This window comes from Scytonema sp. UIC 10036 (assembly GCF_009725235.1).
This window is the reverse complement of record NZ_WJFC01000260.1, coordinates 1-17,510: the sequence shown is the minus strand read 5'-3', so window position 1 is coordinate 17,510 and position 17,510 is coordinate 1. Positions and strand designations below refer to the sequence as shown.

The 17,510-nt window shown below is 41.9% G+C and carries 15 protein-coding genes; 7 read left to right on the top strand and 8 right to left on the bottom strand.

Going from position 1 to position 17,510, the window contains the following annotated elements:
* Nucleotides 1-360 precede the first annotated feature (360 nt).
* Together F7734_RS55175 and F7734_RS55170 are read left to right on the top strand one after the other, a co-directional pair.
* Nucleotides 361-1,530, top strand: a complete 1,170-nt coding sequence (locus tag F7734_RS55175; protein WP_166482757.1) for a glycosyltransferase family 4 protein — start codon at nucleotides 361-363, stop codon at nucleotides 1,528-1,530.
* Between the two features lie 204 nt (nucleotides 1,531-1,734).
* Nucleotides 1,735-2,880 carry a glycosyltransferase family 4 protein gene (locus F7734_RS55170; RefSeq protein WP_155752666.1) on the top strand — a complete coding sequence of 382 codons (1,146 nt, stop codon included), beginning with the start codon at nucleotides 1,735-1,737 and terminating at the stop codon, nucleotides 2,878-2,880.
* Between the two features lie 58 nt (nucleotides 2,881-2,938).
* On the opposite strand, the gene F7734_RS55165 is transcribed toward F7734_RS55170, so the two are convergent.
* From F7734_RS55165 to F7734_RS55155, 3 genes are all read right to left on the bottom strand, one after another.
* On the bottom strand, nucleotides 2,939-3,322 hold the full coding sequence (locus tag F7734_RS55165) for a hypothetical protein (protein WP_155752665.1): 384 nt from the start codon (nucleotides 3,320-3,322) through the stop codon (nucleotides 2,939-2,941).
* Between the two features lie 192 nt (nucleotides 3,323-3,514).
* Nucleotides 3,515-3,778 carry a hypothetical protein gene (locus tag F7734_RS55160; protein WP_155752664.1) on the bottom strand — a complete coding sequence of 88 codons (264 nt, stop codon included), beginning with the start codon at nucleotides 3,776-3,778 and terminating at the stop codon, nucleotides 3,515-3,517.
* Nucleotides 3,779-4,029: 251 nt separating this feature from the next.
* Nucleotides 4,030-5,592, bottom strand: a complete 1,563-nt coding sequence (locus tag F7734_RS55155) for a mechanosensitive ion channel family protein (RefSeq protein ID WP_155752668.1) — start codon at nucleotides 5,590-5,592, stop codon at nucleotides 4,030-4,032.
* A 352-nt stretch (nucleotides 5,593-5,944) separates the two neighbouring features.
* Here F7734_RS55155 and ahcY point away from each other — a divergent pair, with 352 nt between their 5' ends.
* A complete protein-coding gene (ahcY, locus tag F7734_RS55150; RefSeq protein ID WP_155752663.1) occupies nucleotides 5,945-7,222 on the top strand; it encodes an adenosylhomocysteinase in 1,278 nt (425 codons plus the stop codon).
* Between the two features lie 108 nt (nucleotides 7,223-7,330).
* On the opposite strand, the gene F7734_RS64805 is transcribed toward ahcY, so the two are convergent.
* The gene (locus F7734_RS64805) at nucleotides 7,331-7,750 is read right to left on the bottom strand and encodes a hypothetical protein (protein ID WP_243147589.1); all 420 of its coding nucleotides are present in this window, start codon (nucleotides 7,748-7,750) and stop codon (nucleotides 7,331-7,333) included.
* Between the two features lie 131 nt (nucleotides 7,751-7,881).
* A complete protein-coding gene (locus F7734_RS55140) occupies nucleotides 7,882-8,232 on the bottom strand; it encodes a hypothetical protein (protein WP_207714441.1) in 351 nt (116 codons plus the stop codon).
* Between the two features lie 287 nt (nucleotides 8,233-8,519).
* Between F7734_RS55140 and F7734_RS55135 the strand changes: the two genes are divergently transcribed.
* The 3 genes from F7734_RS55135 (at nucleotide 8,520) to F7734_RS55125 (ending at nucleotide 13,791) form a co-directional block, all read left to right on the top strand.
* Nucleotides 8,520-10,637, top strand: a complete 2,118-nt coding sequence (locus F7734_RS55135) for a caspase family protein (protein ID WP_155752662.1) — start codon at nucleotides 8,520-8,522, stop codon at nucleotides 10,635-10,637.
* A gap of 311 nt (nucleotides 10,638-10,948) precedes the next feature.
* Nucleotides 10,949-12,259 (top strand): hypothetical protein, encoded by a 1,311-nt coding sequence (locus F7734_RS55130; protein WP_155752661.1) that lies wholly within the window; start codon nucleotides 10,949-10,951, stop codon nucleotides 12,257-12,259.
* A 104-nt stretch (nucleotides 12,260-12,363) separates the two neighbouring features.
* Complete coding sequence (locus F7734_RS55125) at nucleotides 12,364-13,791, top strand: caspase family protein (RefSeq protein WP_243147588.1); 1,428 nt, start codon at nucleotides 12,364-12,366, stop codon at nucleotides 13,789-13,791.
* Nucleotides 13,792-13,865: 74 nt separating this feature from the next.
* Here F7734_RS55125 and F7734_RS55120 read toward each other — a convergent pair whose 3' ends face one another.
* Nucleotides 13,866-15,041, bottom strand: a complete 1,176-nt coding sequence (locus F7734_RS55120; RefSeq protein ID WP_207714440.1) for an RNA-guided endonuclease TnpB family protein — start codon at nucleotides 15,039-15,041, stop codon at nucleotides 13,866-13,868.
* On the bottom strand, nucleotides 15,016-15,675 hold the full coding sequence (locus F7734_RS55115; protein ID WP_155752660.1) for an IS607 family transposase: 660 nt from the start codon (nucleotides 15,673-15,675) through the stop codon (nucleotides 15,016-15,018). Before F7734_RS55115 ends, F7734_RS55120 begins: the two co-directional genes overlap by 26 nt.
* A gap of 154 nt (nucleotides 15,676-15,829) precedes the next feature.
* On the opposite strand from F7734_RS55115, the gene F7734_RS55110 reads away from it, so the two are divergent.
* The gene (locus F7734_RS55110; RefSeq protein WP_155752659.1) at nucleotides 15,830-16,633 is read left to right on the top strand and encodes a hypothetical protein; all 804 of its coding nucleotides are present in this window, start codon (nucleotides 15,830-15,832) and stop codon (nucleotides 16,631-16,633) included.
* Here F7734_RS55110 and aroF read toward each other — a convergent pair.
* Nucleotides 16,614-17,486 carry a 3-deoxy-7-phosphoheptulonate synthase gene (aroF, locus tag F7734_RS55105; protein WP_155752658.1) on the bottom strand — a complete coding sequence of 291 codons (873 nt, stop codon included), beginning with the start codon at nucleotides 17,484-17,486 and terminating at the stop codon, nucleotides 16,614-16,616. The genes F7734_RS55110 and aroF overlap by 20 nt on opposite strands.
* Between the last annotated feature and the right edge of the window lie 24 nt (nucleotides 17,487-17,510).

Genomic DNA, 17,510 nt, shown 5'->3' with positions numbered 1-17,510 from the left:
GAACGAAACCCAACAATTCAATTCAATGTTGGGTTTCGTTCCTCAACCCAACCTACACAATATATTTGGCGATTTAAAATTTACTTTATAAATGACCTCTGAGTTCAAAATTTATTTTGTATCAATAAGAACTAATAAGAAACATCTGGATGATATATCGGATAGAATAAAATTTAACTATCATCAGATAGATGATAAACAGTAAAATCTCTCGGCAGAATGGCATAAAATTTTCTGATTCTGTACGGAAATGAAGAAGAAATATACTGTCAGCACCAACGAAGTATGCTGAATAATAGGAAAAGGCGAAAAAATAAAGATAAGTAGACAAGCGCACAACCAGTACTTGGAGAAAGGTAAGTGGAAGGTAACAAAAGAAATGCTGCTTCAAAATCTGCGTCTATTCTCTGTGTAGGAGTAGGTTGGTTTCCCAAAACACCGGGCGGACTCGAACGATATATCTACGATCTCACTCATGAGTTAGCAGCAAATCAAGACCAAGTTGAATTATGCGGGGTAGGTTTACCAGAAAACGAACCAAATTCACCCCTTAAATTAACTAACTTAGCATCTCCAGAAATGCCCATCTGGAAGCGATTGTGGTCGATTCGCAATACATTTAAGAAAACAAGATGTGGCTTACCAGACGCGATTAATTTACATTTCGCGCTATACAGCGTTCCAATTTTGGATATACTGCCAAAAAAAGTACCCATTACCTTTAACTTTCATGGTCCTTGGGCATACGAAAGTAAAGAAGAAGTCATGGAGCAAAATCTTAGTATCTTTCTCAAAGCTTATTTTGTAGAACAAAGGACTTACAATCGCTGCGATCGCTTCATTGTTCTAAGCAAAGCATTTGGTAATATTTTACACCAACAGTATAAAATTCCATGGCACAAAATTAACATTATTCCTGGTGGCGTTGATGTTTCCCGTTTTCAACCAAACTTATCACCACAAGAAGCTCGCACTAAATTGGGGTGGCCTCAAGACCGTCCAATTCTGTTCACATCTCGTCGTTTGGTGAATCGAGTAGGACTTGATAAATTGTTACTAGCCCTAGCAGAAATTCAGCCAAGAATTCCTGATGTTTGGTTGGCAATAGCAGGTCGGGGACCGCTTCGAGAGACCCTGCAACAACAAGCTGATGAATTAGGGCTTCATGACCACGTCCAATTTCTAGGTTACGTACCCGATCCAGACTTACCAGTCGCATACCAAGCTGCCAATTTCAGCGTGATGCCAAGCCAGTCCTTTGAAGGTTTTGGACTAGCCGTTGTAGAATCTTTAGCCTGTGGAACACCTGTAATTGTGACTCCTGTTGGAGGGATGCCCGAAATTCTAGAACCATTCTCACCCAACTTAATTACAAGTTCTCCAGAAGTTTCAGCCATTGCAGAAAAATTAGAACAAGTCCTTTTAGGAAAAGTGCAAGCACCTTCACGAGAAGCTTGCCGCCAGTACACCGTTGCCAATTTCGACTGGCATAAAATAGCCTTAGATGTCCGAAGTATTTTGCTTGCCTGATGAGTCAAAGCTAATTCATTACTCTCTCGTTCCCAGGCTCCGCCTCTCTCTCGTTCCCAGGCGGAGCCTGGGAATGCCCGATCGGGAGGCTCCGCCTCCAGTGTGTAACCAGCGTTTATGAAGCTCCGCCTGAGAACAAAGTGGGGGATCTAGCAACCATCAAAGACTTTACAATCAGATTTATCCAAATATTCTAAACTTAACATGAAAATTCTCTTCCTTGACCAAAGTGGTAAACCGGGCGGAGCAGAACTATGCTTGATAGATATTGCCAAACCCTATAAAGATAAATGTTTAGTAGGGTTATTTGCTGATGGTTCTTTTAGAAATTTACTAGAGAAAAATCAAATTCCTGTCGAAGTTCTGACAACCCAACAAATACAAGTCCGCAAAGAAAGTAGCTTGGCACAAGGATTAAGTAGCTTGAGTCAACTCATACCCTTAATTACCAAAGTTGTGCAAAGAGCAAAACAATTTGATGTCATCTACGCAAACACGCAAAAAGCATTAGTAGTTGGTGCATTAGCTAGTTTTTTCAGTCGTCGCCCTCTGGTTTATCACTTACATGATATTCTTTCACCAGAGCATTTTAGTCAAACAAACCGTCGCATTGCCGTTACCCTAGCCAATCGTTTTGCCTCATTAGTCATTGCCAATTCCGAAGCAAGTAAAACTGCTTTTATAGCAGCAGGAGGAAATTCAAAAATTATAGAAGTCGTCTACAACGGTTTCGAGCCAGCAAGCTTTAAAGTTCAAGAATCTGAAATTCAGCAAATCAAACAAGAACTGGAACTGGATGGACAATTTATTGTCGGGCATTTCAGCCGACTTGCACCTTGGAAAGGACAGCACATATTAATAGAAGCATTGGCAAAATGTCCCCAAAAAGTGACAGTCATTTTAGTAGGTGATGCTTTGTTTGGCGAACAAGAATATATCCAGCGTTTGCACCAACAAGTGACAACGCTGGGACTAGAAAACAGAGTCAAATTTTTAGGATTTCGTTCAGAAATTCCCTTATTAATGTCAGCTTGTGATGTCGTTGCTCACACCTCAACTGCTGCAGAACCTTTTGGGAGAGTGATTGTAGAGGCTATGCTTTGTGGAAAACCCGTCATTGCAGCAAAAGCTGGAGGTGCTATTGAGATAGTAGAACATGGTGTAAATGGTTTTTTAGTAACGCCAGGAGATGCTGAAGAACTAGCAAAAGTCATTACAAATTGTTTTCAAGAACAAGAGAAAACTGTAACTGTAGCTAATAATGCAAGAACTACCGCAAGCCAGCGTTTTGATGTCACAGTCATCAATCACCAAGTTGCCCAACTCCTTAATATCACCATTAGCCATTAGCCATTAGCCATTAGCATTAGCCATTAGCCATTAGCCATTAGCCATTAGCCATTAGCCATTAGCCATTAGCCCTACAACCCACTAATTCACGAGCTTCAAAATCTGTAAGTTGTTGCGCGATCGCCAGTCTTGTCTCCAATTTGGCTACACTAAACTGATTGCGTAAATATTCTACATGAGCCACAGCATTTGCCTTATCAGAAGTCAAACGCATAAAGGTATCCACTGCTTTTTGATATTCTTGATTAACAAGTAACAATTCAAAACGACGTGCTTTGCGTTGAGTATCGTTCTTCAAATCCATATCAAAGGCTGCGTTTCGATCTGCATTCCCTTCAAATCGGTTAATTTGGTGCTGTACCGCCATCAATTGAGAGTCAATTTCATTAACTCTTTGAACAGCTTGAGCGATCGCAGCTGGATAATGATTCAATTGCATCATATACTATACCATTTTGGATTTTAGATTTTGGATTTTGGATTGGAAAAGCTTTATCCAGACAAAATTTAACATTCCTATCTTTCGCATTCTTTTTTCAACTTGGTATTAAATATAATCTTCCCTATTAAAATTGTAAGTAATTCGCCATTCCCAATGCAGGCGGGAATCGCGAATTAAAAATTGCGTATTTTTCTACGCCGCTTCTCGTACTTGAGGCTTGTCATTCACCTCCAAAATATTTAGTGTAAGTTGTTCGGTTTGAGGAACTACAGCTTGTTCCAACACTTGAACTTCGATATTGACGCTCACCAGATAACTCCCCGTATCCGCACCAACAACTTCGGCAACTAATTTGGCAATATCTGGGCGTTTTGCTGTTAGGGGATCGCGTAAGATACAGCGATCCCATTCGTGTTTGGCAGTTGGATTGAGGCTGAGAATATAATGCTTAATCATAGGACAAATCGTTGAAACCTTCTCCCTATCGGTGTTTTGTACCCGTTTTGCGCTTTACTTTGCTTTTTGGATGCTATATTTATTATAGTACAAATATACTAAAATGGTGACTCCCGAACTGCCAGAAGACTGCCCTACCTACCCAATACTGCTAGGGATCTCGAATTCTTGTTGTTGGGTTGAGGAACGAAACCCAACAAATGTCTGTAAATGTTGGGTTTCGTTCCTCAACCCAACCTACGTGTTTTTACTCAATTTCCTCTGCCATCAAGGGAAGATTTCACCAAATGTCCCTCGTTTATCCAAATAGCTTGCTGAGGTACGGGAATAGAAATTCCAGCGCGATCGAAAGCAATTTTCAGACGGCGGCGATATTCCCGTGCAACATCCCATTGCTTGAGAGGTTGTGTTTTAATCCACACGCGAATAATCAAACCCCTGTCTCCAAAATTATCGACCCCCAAAACTTGAGGGGTTTCAACAATTTGATACTGCCATTTAGGATCTTCGTCCATCTCCAAGGCAACTTTTCCAATCAATTCCAATGCTTCATCAAGATTGGCATCATAAGCTACCGGGATAGTTAGATCGGCCCTTGACCAGCGACTTGAGCGATTGGCAACTATTTTTATTTCGCTGTTGGGGATCGAGATGAGCCGTCCCTCCGCGTCTCGCAATTGAGTCATGCGGAGATTTAAATTTTCTACCAAGCCTCCCACATTGCCCACATCGATAACATCGCCCACTGCATATTGGTCTTCTGCAATAATGAGAAAACCATTAATTGCGTCTTTAATCAGGTTTTGTGAGGCAAGGGAAACCGCCACACCCACTAAACCAGCACCAGCTAGTAAGGGAAGAACATTAATACCCAATGACGTAAGTGCTGTCAAAATTCCAGCAATTACCCAAATGATAGTCACAACACTTTTAGTCACGCCAGAGATAGTGGAAACTCTTAATTGTAAGCGTTCGGAGGTTTCAGGAGTCAGCAACACACTGCTATTAACGATGGCTGAAGTAAAGCGATCGATAAGAGCATAGCTGAAGCGGATAGCGACATAAGTACCCAGTGCAACAACACCCAATCTCAAGGGGATTTGCAGGGCTGTAAGAATTTCGAGTTGCAGGACTCTCGTGACAGGAAACAGACCCAGGATAAAATAAGTTCCACCTCCCCACAACCCTGCTTGAGCCAGTTGAAACAAGCGTCTCCTGACTTCATGCATATGTCGATTTTGCTGTTGCTTGAGTTGGGTTGTGATTGGTTTATCAATTGAAGGTGTTGGAGCAAGTTGTTGTGTCAAGCGTTGACTGGAACGTTTCTGCCATTGGTTTAATCCAAAACTGACAAGAAGCATGGCTAAACCCACACCAGCAGCAATTCCACTTTGACGAATTAAACTTTTAGGCTGTCGTTCCTGTTTTCCTTCCCTCAATTTTTCCCCTAACAATTGAGAAATCCGAGTGGCAGCCTCCTTCGGTTCTACTTGTCGTAGGTTAGCATCCTGCTGGGTAATGGTCATCAAATATCTACCGTTAACGCGAATAACGGGGATTTGATTTTCAAATGTGACCTCTACTTTGGGGTCTTCTGCGGACGATTGAAAATAAGTGTCACTAATGGTTTCGAGATTTTGGTTGATTTGTTCTAATCTTTCTGAAATATTTGCCCTTGGTGCCGCTACCTGAAACAAAGAGCGACCATCCAACGCAACCCACCGCGAAACAACTCTCGTATCTGATTCAGTAGTTTGAGTTGTAGGAGTTTGCACTACAGGCAAAAAGGGTATTTGCGCTGACGCCGGAGGCATCGCCCCAATCGTTATAATTGCCGAACAAAGAGCGACTGCCAAAAATTTAAAGCGCACTATATACACCTCCTCGTGCAGAATAGACTGTCGAGTCATGTTTAGAGGTTAGCTCTAAACCCAATCTGTGTAATTCTACTAGTCTTTCCTCATTTGTAACAAATATTTAACGATTGGCAATTGGGCATTGGGCATTGGGCATTGGGCATTGAGCGCTTTACTCATTCTTCCTTGTCTTCCTTGTCTCCCTTGTCTCCCTTGTCCCCAATCCCTTTTGCATTTTTAAGAATTTGGCATAATCTAGTAGAGTGCGTAAATAATGACGCAGCTTTTTACTCAATTTGAGGACTGTTTAATGACTGCAACTTCTCCCCGATTAAAGCACGAGGTTAAAGACCTCGCCCTAGCTTCCTTGGGAAGACAGCGCATTGAATGGGCTGGACGTGAAATGCCCGTTTTGCGGCAGATTCGCGATCGCTTTGCCCAAGAAAAACCTTTTGATGGAATTCGCCTAGTGGCTTGCTGTCACGTGACGACAGAAACAGCTAACTTGGCAATTGCACTCAAAGCTGGTGGTGCGGATGCTGTATTGATTGCGAGCAATCCCCTTTCAACTCAAGACGATGTAGCGGCTTGTCTGGTAGCCGATTATGAAATCCCTGTCTTTGCCATCAAAGGTGAAGATGCTGAAACCTACAACCGCCACGTACAAATAGCTTTAGATCATCGCCCCAACATCATCATCGATGACGGTTGTGATGTCGTGGCTACCTTGGTACAACAACGCCAGCACCAACTTGCTGACATCATTGGTACCACTGAAGAAACAACAACAGGAATTGTAAGACTCCGCGCCATGTTTAGAGATGGCGTACTCTCCTTCCCCGCAGTTAACGTTAACGACGCTGACACAAAGCACTTATTTGACAATCGCTACGGTACCGGGCAATCCACCCTTGATGGTATAATCCGCGCAACAAATATCTTGTTAGCAGGTAAAACCATTGTTGTTGTCGGCTATGGTTGGTGCGGTAAAGGAACAGCGTTACGCGCACGAGGACTTGGCGCTAACGTGGTAGTGACAGAAATTGACCCCATCAAAGCGATCGAAGCTGTGATGGATGGTTTCCGAGTGATGCCAATTGCAGAAGCTGCACCTCTTGGCGATTTATTTGTCACCGTGACAGGTAACAAGCACGTAATTCGTGGCGAGCATTTCGATGTCATGAAAGATGGTGCGATTATTTGTAACTCCGGTCACTTTGACATCGAACTCGATCTTGTTGCTTTAGGGGCTAAAGCAAAAGATGTGAAGACAGTACGCCCCTTCACCCAAGAGTATCTTCTCAACAACGGTAAATCAATCGTTGTTCTGGGAGAAGGACGCCTGATTAACTTGGCTGCAGCAGAAGGTCACCCCAGTGCGGTGATGGATATGAGCTTTGCTAACCAAGCTCTAGGTTGCGAGTACTTAGTGAAGAATAAGGGTAGCTTAGAACCCGGTATTCACTCCATACCAACTGATGTAGACCAAGAAATTGCTCGTTTGAAGTTGCAAGCAATGGGCGTTCAAATTGATAGCCTGACTGCAGACCAAATTGAGTACATCAACTCTTGGACTTCAGGAACTTAATTATTTTGGATTTTAGATTTTGGATTTTGGATTGAGAAAACCTTATTTAAGCTCAATCTTAGCCAAATATCTATTATCTCGTGTAGGGTGGGCACTGCTTAACAATGTTCAAAGGCGATCGCTGTCCACCCTACAAAAAATATTATTGAGAAATGTGAAATCCTTAAAATACGGTTGAGGTTGCGTAAGTCCTGTTAATATCAAATCTTTAACCACTTGAGAAAATGTAAACTTAAAGCATACAAGTTTACTAACTTCGCTAGCCAAAACCCACTCACCAAGGATGTAAACCCAAAAATGCAATAAATGATTTAGCAGATCCTCTGTACGAAATAAAAGTTCTTGAGCTTTCAACACATCCATCGCTGTCTCAGCTTTGAGAAGGTAATCGAGTCGTCCTCGTAAAACTTCAAATTTGGTAATGATAGTAATTCCGACATCTGGATCTTCTACCGCTCTCAACCGCTCGACTACACTTAACCGTCCGGAGTAAAGATGGGTCAGCGTGTCAGTGTCCAGCAAATACATTAAGTACTTGGCTCCTCATCCACTTCAGCTCGTCCCCTTGCCTAAGCACATCAAATTGGCTTGAGAGTTGTTGAGCGGAAAAATTTCGCTTAAAAATGTTGGCGCTTGAGAAACAACAACAGGGGCAACAGTCATGCAGAAACCTCAAGTTTGCGCGATCGTACTGCTAGAAATGCTTCATTTGCAATTTTGTACTTCTTGTCGTTGTACTCTTCTTCTTTTTTAGAATTCACTTTGCATTGATCCCACTCCAATTCGTACTTAGATTTCAATTTGCTCAAAACATAATGTTGACAAACTTGATAAACAATTTGAGCATAAGAACGAATTTCAGCTTTCACTTTGATTTCTCCTTCAACAGTTAATAACTCACGGGCATCATGGCTAAAGTAAGGGTCTTCCAACCACTTACGCGGAATGCGACTCAACACAGCCTCAAATTCTGACCACCCCGGTTTATCCCCTTGTAATAAATTGAGCAACCTCTGCCTCCGGAACCCATAGTAGGATACTGCATAAGTCCTCGTGACTGTCAGCTATAAAATGATGGACTTTTAACAAGGAGAAGAAGGTGATGCATCACGCAAGCGAGGAAGCAGTGCCTCGTGAAATGCAGTCTTTGGCACACAGCTAGCCACATATTCATCAAAATTCTTGATGCTCGTACATAAAAATGTACTTATATGTACTTTTTCAAGGCTAGTAGGAAGCGTAAGTACTGCAATATGTTTTTTGTGCGATAAATATTGCAAACTATTAACAAACAGAGATGACCAACCAAACAGATTCACTCTCTAACTTCTACGCGCTGCTCATAGGTATCGATAATTACCTGCCTAACCCTTGGTATGGTTCCTTAGGGGGATGTGTACGTGATATCCAACTTGTAGAAGGTTATTTACAGAACACGTTGAAAATTCCCTCAGAAAGGATTTTTAAGCTGACTTCTCCTCTTCCCAATGCAGTAGATTCCTTCGTCACTCAAGACTCTTTACCAACCTATGAAAATATTGTGAAGGCATTCAGTCAACTTACTGAGAAACTTCCTGAAAACGCTCAAGTCTACATTCACTATTCCGGACACGGGGGATTTGCAACAACAATTTACCCAGAACTCAAGCGAGGAAATCAGCCAGATGAAGCAATTGTGCCAATGGATATTGGTGAATCACAAGCTCGTTATCTTCGTGATGTTGAATTGGCAACGCTCATCAAAAGAATGACAGATAAAGGATTGATTGTCACGGTTATTTTAGATAGTTGTCATTCAGGTGGTGCAACACGAGGTGATGACTCTGTCATTCGTGGCTTGGATGGAGCGCCTGATGATACACCACGCAATCAAGAGAGTTTAGTTGGTTCCCGTGAAGAATTGATTGCAAACTGGCGTCTCTTAACACAAGGAGTAGATGCAAGCAGTCTTTCAGGAAAATGGCTTCCTCAAACAAGAGACTATGTTTTGCTAGCCGCTTGTCGTCCCAGCGAGCTTGCTCGTGAGTATGCTGTTAATGGAAAAGATCGACATGGAGCACTCACATACTGGACGATTGACACTCTGACAAGTAGTGTTTCTGGATTAACCTACAAATCACTTCACGATCGCGTGAGTGCCAAAATTCAGAGTAAGTTCCCTCAGAAACAAACACCCATGTTGTTGGGTGAAAGCGGACGTTTTGTCTTTGGTAGCGATAGCATACAACTACAGTTTGCAGTGAACGTGCTAGAGGTTGTTGAAGAAAATTCAAAACCGAAATCAGTTCAATTAAATGCGGGTTTAGCACAGGGTTTGACTGTGGGTACACGCTTTGCCATCTACCCGCTAGGAACTACAGACTTTACAGACAAGGAGAAAATACAAGCAATTGTTGAAATCAGGGGAGCGGGTGCAGCCAAAGCTTCTGCTGAAGTCATTGAAATTGTTCGTCAAGAGAAAATTGAAGCTGGTGCTCAAGCTGTCATGCAATCAGCGCCAGTAAATCTGATTCGAGGAGTTCGTTTGTTCAAAAAACAGGTAGGCGATAAAGACAACGAACTGCCTCCAGAACTTGTTGATAAGCAGGACGAAGCGCTGAAAGCTGTTGAGAGGTTTATTGAAGGAAATGGTTGGTTGAAATTAGTCTCCAATGAACAAGAAAAAGCAGATTACCAAGTTGCTATCAATAGAAAAAGTGAATATGAAATTTGTCTTGGAATACCGATTGAAAATTTACGACCAGCCCTAACAATTGGAGATTCCGATGCTGCCAGGAAAGTCGTACAACGTCTAGTTCACCTAGCAAAATATCAAGCAGTGCAGGAAATTGACAATCAATTTTCAACCTTGGGCAAGAATCTTGAAGTAGAGTTACTGACACAAGAGAACTGGCAACCAGGAGATCCCATAGAACCACACCCATTTTCCGATCGCCAAAATCCTACAATTGATTCCGGTGACTACGTGTTTCTCCGAATTAAAAATATATCGTCTTCTAAAACATTTAACATTGTTGCCTTGGATAGTGACGCTACTTGGGCTATTTCCCAAATCGCATTGTTTGAGTCGGAAGCAATATTTGAGGAGTTTCAGCCCGGTAGAGAGGAAATCATTCCACTTCAACTAACGGTACCGGATGGGAAGGAATACGAGAAAGTCAAAGAAAGTATTAAAGTTTTTGCCCTGCTTGGGGCTGCTGACTTTCGATGGCTAGAATTACCCTCTCTTGATGAACCAACAGGTAGCAGATCTGCAAACGCTAAGCAAGGAAACAGCCCACTTGAAAAACTTATGGAGGCGATCGGTGCTGATGCAGATGCTCAACCTCCTGAACCGCGAGCAGCTGTACGTGTTTTCGATCCCAATCAAGAATGGACTACAAAACAAGTCACAATCAATATAATCAATAATTAAGGGGAGCATCTCAATTAGATATCTCCGGAAAAGATGTAGGGGCGCAATGCCTTGCGCCCCTACCAAGACTTTCAAGTCATGCATAATTAATTTCTGGAGATGTCTATTTTGTAAAAAAATTAAGCTAAGCGATGTTCGCAATCGCAACTACACAAACGAAGCCTGCCTGGTATTGTTTTGGGAAGAAACACTCTGATTCAGAATCAGACTGGAAGTCCGCGCAGGCGGACTTTGTTTGTATAGCCTCAGAATAGAATTCTGAGGGCAATGGTTTTAGCTCTTGATATTTTCTCACCTCTAAAGGCAGTGCAATGAAGCAATGGTTACTCACAATTCTACTACCTCTCGTTCTACTCCAGAACTCAGCCTTAGCTCAAACACCTCCACTCACTAATTCCGATAACAAACAGTTAACATTACTTCCCTTAGAAGGTACTAAGCAAATTCGCCTTAATTTAGTAAATTGTAGCGGGTGGTTAGATTGTGCTTTGGCGCGTGTCTTTCTGCCTACTAGTGCATATGTTGATAGTAGAGAGTTGCAGTTTGATAACCAGACTCCAAGAGATATCAATGTTCTTCATCCTGTAGTTGTCGCTCAAGGTGAAATCACGGGTTATCAACTCAATACATCTGCGACATTCATCTCGCCTAACTCTCAGATTTTACCTGCTAACCAGATAGTTGGTATAAATCTTTTATTAAAACGCTCTGAAATGCCTCCCGACCATTACATCGGTGCTGTCTATCTCAATTTTGATACTGGTAGCCGCTTGACATTGCCTTTAGATTTAAATGTTAGAAGTGGTCCACTTGTTCCTCTCCTTGTACTCTTGTTAGGAGTTATCCTCGGCAGGCTCATGCAGTATGTAGAAAAGTCAGGTGGTGCTCAAGCAGAAGCTTTGAAAGAAGTGAATCGTCTTGATTTAGATATTGCAGATGCCAATCTAGAAAACAAAGACGATCGCAAGATATTATCTGATATGTCTAATGAAGTCCGGAAATTGGTTTTTCGCGACCAAATTGATGCAGCAATGTCTCAAATTGAAGCTATCAGAAATCGCTTGGAAATTCTACTTAATTTACAATTGCTGGAGGAAAAAATAGAAGAAAATCCGCTAGATTTGAAAACAGAAGAATTGGCGCGATCGCAGATAGAAAAAATTCGTTTTTGTATCTCACAAAAAGATGATATATTGGCAGATGAATTATTAGAAAATTTAAAAACAATCTTTGATAACACAGGAACTAGATCGGCAGGTAATTTAGAAGTCAGTAGGTCTATAGACAATGCACAAGCTGCCACTGGCCGTCTTATTAAAACAGAATCTGCCCCTTTGAGTAAACCTACCATGGCTGAGCGTTTGCAAAAGTTACTGGTAACACTTTCTGGATTATCAGACCAAGTTCGTGCTGAAGCGACTCTATGGTTTATCAAACCTTTGCTGTCCTTAGCTCTGTTACTGACTCTTACTGGTGTGGGATTAAATTCTTTCTATGTAGAAAATGGTAGAACTTTTGGAGCCAGACCTTTTACTGATTTTTTAGGGTTGATACTTTGGGGATTAAGCGCTGATGTTGCTAGCCGTAGCTTAAGTCAGATGAAGGATAAAGCTTCACAATGAGTAGTGACTCCCGAACCGCCACCTATATTACCTAAACAGGTAGGGTGAGCACTACCCACCATTAGCTCTTGTACGCATAGCCCTACCTACTGAATAAATGACAAATGACAAACAACAATATGTCTCAAACAGCAAGCTCTACTTCCAAAGTATACGCACTCCTAATAGGTATTGACTGTTATTTACCTAACAAATTATCTGATGGTTCTTCCTACAAAAACCTAACTGGCTGTGTACGTGACATCAATCAAGTAGAAGTGTTCTTGAAAAACTCTCTTGATGTATCTGATAGTCAAATTTTCAAGCTGACGGCTTCTCAATCTGAAGGTTCTAACTTACTAAAAGAACCACCACAACTCTTACCAACATACGAAAATATTGTTAACAAATTTCAAGAAATTACCGAACTCGCTCAACCTCAAGAGCACGTTTACATTCACTACTCCGGTCATGGAGGACGTGCAACAACAATTTATCCCAAACTCAAAGGAAGTTATAGTTATGATGAAGCACTGGTTCCTATGGACATTGGCAATCCCCAAGCCCGTTACATCCGGGATTTGGAGTTGGCGCAACTGCTACAAAATATGGTGAACAAGGGATTGCTGGTTACAGTTGTGCTAGATAGCTGTCATTCTGGAGGCGCAGTCCGAGGAGAAGTCAAAGAATCCAATGTTCGCGGACTGGGTAAGAACACTATAGATATAACTGTACGCCCTCAAGAAAGTTTGGTTCCATTATCTGATAGAATTGTTGAAACTTGGCAATCAAAACAAAAAAGCACCCGTCGCACGATCGCAACGAGTGGTTGGTTACCCGAACCAAAAGGATACGTTCTACTTGCAGCTTGTCGGGATGATGAATATGCTTACGAGTACGCTTTTGAAGGTCAACAGACCCATGGCGCGTTGACTTATTGGTTATTGGATTCCCTACAAAAACTGGGTAATGAAACCACATATAGGGATCTTCACAATCGCATTCTGGCAAAGGTCAATACTCAGTTTGCCCGACAAACTCCCATGCTCCAAGGGGAATGCGATCGCATTATCTTCGGCAGTCGCTCTGTGTCTTCCCAACCTACGATTTTTGTCAAACAAGTCGATTTAGAAAAAAAGCGTGTTCTGTTACAAGCAGGTGAAGCACAAGGTTTGCACAAGGGTGCAGAGTTTGCTATCTATCAACTGGGTACTACGGATTTTACTAACACTTCAAACCGTGTGGCAGTCGCAAAAATTGTACAAGTGCTTGCACAAGAGTCTTGGGCGGAGATTACAACAATTCTGCAACAAGAAAATGCTGATTCTCCTTTGCGTCAAATTAGAGGAACTGACCCAACCGGATCGGTCACTAGAGACATGGGGACAGTGCGATCGCCATTGACCCCATCTTCCAATACTACACCAGCTCTCAATCAAGGAACCATTGAAGATGGTGTGCCTGCGGTGCAATTATCTCCCAGTATTAAGCTTGTTCGCAAAGTACGTGCAGCATTTAAACCTAACATTCCTTACAGAATTGCTAAATTCTAACATCATCGGGAAAGGTACTAACCATAAACAGTGGTTTCCCATCTCCATAAAGGTTGCTGCCAACAATGCTGGGATTACCCAGCGCAGGTAATTACTAATTTATTACCTTGTATTTCAAAAGCTAAATTTGCTAGTGGCTTGATTAGATTATTTATTGCTCCAACCCAGTCACGAGGTAAAGTAAAATTACAGTGTGGGCAAGTAAAACTTTTGTTGCTTCCCAGCCTTGTATGAACTTTACCGCATTTGGGGCAACTTTTTGATGTATAAGCTTCGTTAGTTCTAACTAATAAAACACCATGTCGGTTACATGACTGTTTTAGATGTTTAGCAAACCGACCAAATGACCAAGTAAGCATGGAACGTACAGATTTACGGTTGATTTTTCTTTTTGCTTTTAAAACCATTTGCGAAGTTTCATAAGTCGGAAGAAAAATTACTTTATAATTCCGAACTAATAAACTTGATACTTTGCGATGCATGTCGTTTATCAAGTTTTTAATCCTTACCCTTAGTCGTTTAATTGCCTGTCCTAGCTTATACCGATACTTCTTACCTACCTTACCACTCGCTTTAATTTTACGTCCAATTAGTTTGTCAAGATGAAGGCACAATCTAATTACTCGCCCTATATCTTTCTTGCCAAACTCTAAGATTGTTTGCCCATCGAACCCAGTCAAAAAAGTGCGGTTGCCTGGATCAAACCCAATAATTTTATCACTTGAAGAAATTTCTGGGTTTTCGTACTTAGGAAATATAGCAAACCATTGGTAGCCATTTTGAGTACGTTGATAAGCTAGCTCAGTCCCATAAATGCATTCAGTGGGAAATTCATAGCCGTAAGCTGTACAGAACAACAAACCTTTAACCTTTGTTGGAAACCAAGTTCCATTTTTAAACGCATCATTTTTAAATTGAATAACTTGTGAATTATCACGACCCGAACGAAATTTGATGAAAACCTTGCTGCGTTCAACTTTAGGCTTACCAATCATTGCGCGTTTTGCTTGTCTAAAAGCAGATTGCGCTTCGCAAACAGCTTCTTGACGAGTTTTCCCTAAACATTGTGTCCATTCATTACCTTCCTGTATTTGCAAGTTTTGAATATGCTGGTCAAGACTTACATTATCTGGTAACTTTTCCCCACTGTTGAAAAATGCAACACATTGATTGTAAACCCATCTGTAAGCTGCTAACCATTGCTTCCAAATTAAATGTAGTTCCTTACAGGGAAATACCGGAATTTTCACACTCTTGTTTGGCGGAATGTTTTGGGATTTCTTGAATGGATTGAGTCCGTAATTCTTGCTCGATTGGCTTTCGGTACTTTCTAAGTCCGTAAAGCCTTGAACTGAAACAATGGACGATGGAGAGCATGTCTGTAATGAGTTCCTGTTCGGGGCTGAGTTTGCGGTTACCCTGAACCACGAGTTCGCAGTTAAATTCTGCACAGAGCCATTGAACAAGGTCGAACCCGAATCTACAAAGCCTGTCTGGATGGGCAACAACAAGGCATTGAATATCTCCCGACACAATTCGTTTGAGTATGGCAATAAACTTGCGCCGCCTAAAATTGAGTCCGCTGCCAATTTCTGAAATAATTTCTGCTTCTGGGTATCTTGCGCTAAGGAATTCAATCTGTCTATCGAGATCGTCTCGCTGACTGCTAGTTGAGACTCTCCCATAACAGACTGTTCTAAGTTGAACAATTCCAATTGCAATCCCTGTAAGCTGTTCCACTTCGGAGCGTTTAAACCGTCTTTGCCCTCCTGGAGTGCGATAGGCTTTGATTTTCCCTTCCTTTTCCCAACGCCGGATTGATTGGGCATGGCATCCGATAAGGTTTGCTGCTTGGGAGGAATTGAGCCATTCATCTTTTTCCATTCATGATTATCCATACGATCGCTGTTTAGTACACAATCATACTATAAGCTTTGTTAGCTTCTTTCAAGTTTGTTAATAAATAAAGCATTAGTAGCAAGCTCTATTACCTCCTCAAGAAGATTTGTCATCTTTGGGTATAAATGTTAACGCGACATTGGCATCCCTGAAAGATTATAAAAGAATCGTACTGGGAGGGAGTTGGATAGAATTCTTATCGAGTGATGAGGAGAGTGATGAACCCGTAACATATCAGGTATCCGTTAACTCTCAACGAGAGTACGAAATCCTTGATGCTGGTGGAGAAGCGATCGCTAATTTGCGACCACCATTAAAAGTTGGTGAACCAATGGCTGCTATGAATGTCCTCAAACGATTGGTACATTTGTCTAAATATCAAGCGACTTTAGATTTGGAAAATAACGATCGAAGGTCTCGTTTTGCAGGAAAACTGAAAGTTGAATTATGTACCGTCTCAGAAAATGGAGAATTAGAACCCATCAATGCTCCTGGCAATCTACCAACACTCAATATTCATCAAGAAATCATTCTGCGAATTCACAATACATCATCTCAACTCCTCAATATTGCCGTACTGGCAATTCATCCCAATTGGAGTATTACCCAACACTATCCTGAAACACGTGACTATGAACCATTAGATCCAGGCAAACAGATATTAGTACCATTCCATACAACTCTTCCAGAAAGTTATACAGAAGGTACTACTGTTCTTAAAGTATTTGCAACAGTCAAAGGGACTAATTTTCGCTGCCTGGAACTTCCTGCATTAGACAAACCCCGTCAGGAGAAAAGGAGTACAACAGGAGACGATCCGCTTGAAGCATTGTTATCTGCTGTCGCTAGCGAACAACCTCCTACAAGAAAAGTTAATCCTGTTATCTACCCAAGCCGGGAATGGTTAACAGAACAGTTAACAGTTATGCTGCATAACAAATAGGGGCAGGTTGCGAACCTACCCCCATTGTTTCTGATATACTCCGCCCGACAGATGCAGCTACGGGCTTTAAGTTAGCAACCAAATTCACCATATCTTCCAAAGACAATGCTTGACGTGCATCAGATACAGATTGTTCTGGTTCTGGATGGCACTCTATAATTAACCCATCTGCCCCACAAGCAACTGCTGCTTTTGCCACAGGTGCTACTAGTTCTCTCTTACCTACGGCATGAGAAGGATCGACAATCACAGGTAAGTGAGTGATTTGTTTGAGTGCTGCGACTGCACCTAAATCAAGTACATTACGGGTGTAATTGTCAAAGCTGCGGATACCTCGCTCGCACAATACAACATCAGGGTTACCGTAGCTGACTATATATTCAGCTGCCATCACAAATTCTTCTATGGTGGCTGCCAAACCTCGTTTCAGGAGTATTGGCTTACCTGCTTGTCCCAGTGCTTTCAGTAAATCGAAGTTTTGCATATTGCGGCTACCTATTTGAAGCATATCAGCACGGGGAGCAACAAGTTCTATTTGGGAAATGGACATGACTTCTGTGACAACTGGAATATTGTAACGCGATCGCACTTCTGCCAAGATTTGCAATCCTTCTTCTCCCATGCCTTGGAAAGCGTAGGGAGAGGTGCGGGGTTTGTAAACACCACCACGTAAGGCTTGAACTGGTGCGAGAGTTAACTTCTGAGCAACAGTTTCCATTTGTTCTTGGCTTTCAACAGCACAAGGTCCACCAATAATAACCAGTTCCTTTCCGCCAAAAGCAACTGTTTTGGAAAGGCGGACGATTGTTTGGTGGTGAGGGTAAGATTTGGTGACAAGTTTGGCGTTCTTCATAAGTTAGGGGGTAGGGGTTAGGGG